Here is a 2,198-nt window from a genome sequence, read left to right as displayed (position 1 = left end):
GTGCGCCACGAGGCGCTACGCAATCGAGTGGAGGTGAAAGGCCTTCTCCGCCGGGCCGTCGCAGCGGCCTGGTGAAGCTGGGGGCAGCCTGATCCGGGGAACGCCGGGGAGGGTGGCAAGCAGCCCCGACAACGGCGGGACGCTCCGGGACTACCGGACGGTGCGGGTCCGTCTAGCGAGGTCAGAAGGTGTAGCGAGAGCGAACCAGTGGTTGAAGCTCCGTAAGCAGCGAGCCGGCTCAAACCTGGTGGATACGGGCCGGTATGCAGCGCGTGACCTGTTCGTCCTCGGACGGGTGGGTCAACTCCGAAGCCGGATTTCCTGTTCCGGTGGGGAGGCCACGTTGAAAGCCTGCGGCGTAGGCGTGGCGATGCTGCCGGAGGAGAGCTGGGCGTCTCCCTGACCGATCGATTGTGTGGTGAACGTGGGAACCATCCGCGGTCGCCCGAGCCGCCGGACAGCCAGTTCGGTGGTGGGCAGGTCCGTTGCCGACTGATGGCCGTGGGTGGGGCGGAGGCCCCGTAGTAGTCGCGGGAGTAACGACCCGTCATGGAGACCGGGAAAGCCGGTCGCAGGGCCAAGGGGGCCAGCAAGTCAGTGGCCGAAGTACTGGAATGTCGGGAGGGTCGCCGGTGAATACCGACGAGCTGGAGCGCGCCTTGTATGAGGCGGAGCGCCGGGTACTGAAGATCCAGACCAAGCTGCATCGTTGGGCTCGTGGTGATCCTCATCGCAGGTTCGACGACCTGTTCAATCTCGTTGCCGATCCCGGCTTCCTGCTGGTGGCCTGGGATCGGGTGCGGGGTAACAAGGGTGCACGCACGGCCGGGGTGGACGGGCGCACGGCGTCGTCCATCGCGCTGTGGGTCGGCGTCGAGGAGTTCCTCGACGCTCTGCGGTCGCAGATCAAGGACCGCAGTTTCCGGCCCATGCCGGTGCGGGAGCGGATGATCCCCAAGGCGGGCGGCAAGCTGCGCCGTCTGGGGATCGCGACGATCACCGACCGGGTGGTGCAGGCATCCTTGAAGCTGGTGCTGGAGCCGATTTTCGAGGCGGACTTCCTCCCGTGTTCCTACGGGTTCCGCCCGAACCGCCGGGCTCACGACGCGGTGGCGGAGGTGCGTCTGCTCACGTCCAAGAAGTACGAGTGGATCGTGGAAGGCGATATCAAAGCCTGCTTCGACGAGATCTCACACACCGCCCTGATGGAGCGGGTGCGGGCACGCGTCGGGGACAAACGGGTCCTGGACCTGGTGAAGGCGTTCCTCAAGGCGGGCATCCTCAGTGAGGACGGCCTGCTGCGGGACAACGACACCGGCACCCCGCAGGGTTCGATCCTTTCGCCGTTGCTCAGCAACGTTGCTCTCGCGGTCCTGGACGAGCACATCGCCCGGGCATCGGGAGGCGCCGGAACTGATCTCAACGAGCGCCGGAGGCGTCGACGCCGAGGTCTGCCCAACTACCGGCTGGTCCGGTACGCGGACGACTGGTGCCTGATGGTGCACGGCACCAAGGCAGACGCCGAAACGCTACGCGAAGAGATCGCCGAAGTCCTCACCACGATGGGCCTGCGCCTCTCGCCGGAGAAGACTTTGATCACCCACATCGAGCATGGCCTGGACTTCCTCGGTTGGCACATCCAGCGCCACCGGAAGCCAGGCACCAATCGGTACTACGTCTACACCTATCCGGCCAAGAAGGCCCTGCGGGCCATCATGGCCAAGGTCAAGACGCTGTGCCGGGAGGTCGGCACGAATCAGCCGCTCGATGCCCTGCTCGTCCGGATCAATCCGGCAGTGCGGGGCTGGTGCGCCTACTTCCGGCCCGGGGTGTCCTTCGCGACCTTCTCCTACCTGCGCAAGTACATGTGGCACACGGTCTGGAGATGGGTGCAGCGCAAGCACCCCAAGACGGGCCGGAGAAAGATCTTCAGTCGCTATTGCGGTCGCAGATCTTGGTGGACCGGGGAGACCCGGGAGTTGTTCAACCCGATCACGGTGGGCACCACTCGCTACCGCTACCGGGGCATGGCGATTCCCACTCCCTGGGACACCACGGGATAAGGACAACCACCACGAAGCCCTCGGGACTTGGGGAGAGCCGGGTGCGGTGCCAAGTCGCATGCCCGGTTCGGGAAGCGGCTCCGGGGAAACGGGCCGGTCGAAAGACCGGCACCGCGCCCCGGGCCGACTTCACCA

The 2,198-nt window shown here is 66.0% G+C and carries 1 protein-coding gene; it reads left to right on the top strand.

Annotation, left to right across the window (positions count from 1 at the left end; genetic code table 11):
• Positions 1-632 precede the first annotated feature (632 nt).
• Positions 633-2,063, top strand: coding sequence for a group II intron reverse transcriptase/maturase (ltrA, locus tag ABZ845_RS31855; RefSeq protein WP_360987008.1), 1,431 nt, complete (start codon positions 633-635; stop codon positions 2,061-2,063).
• Positions 2,064-2,198: the final 135 nt, after the last annotated feature.

This window comes from Streptomyces sp. NPDC047022 (assembly GCF_040644155.1).
In the GTDB taxonomy this organism is placed as follows: domain Bacteria; phylum Actinomycetota; class Actinomycetes; order Streptomycetales; family Streptomycetaceae; genus Streptomyces.
Note: the sequence above shows the minus strand (reverse complement) of the source record. Positions and strands in the feature narration are given on the sequence as shown.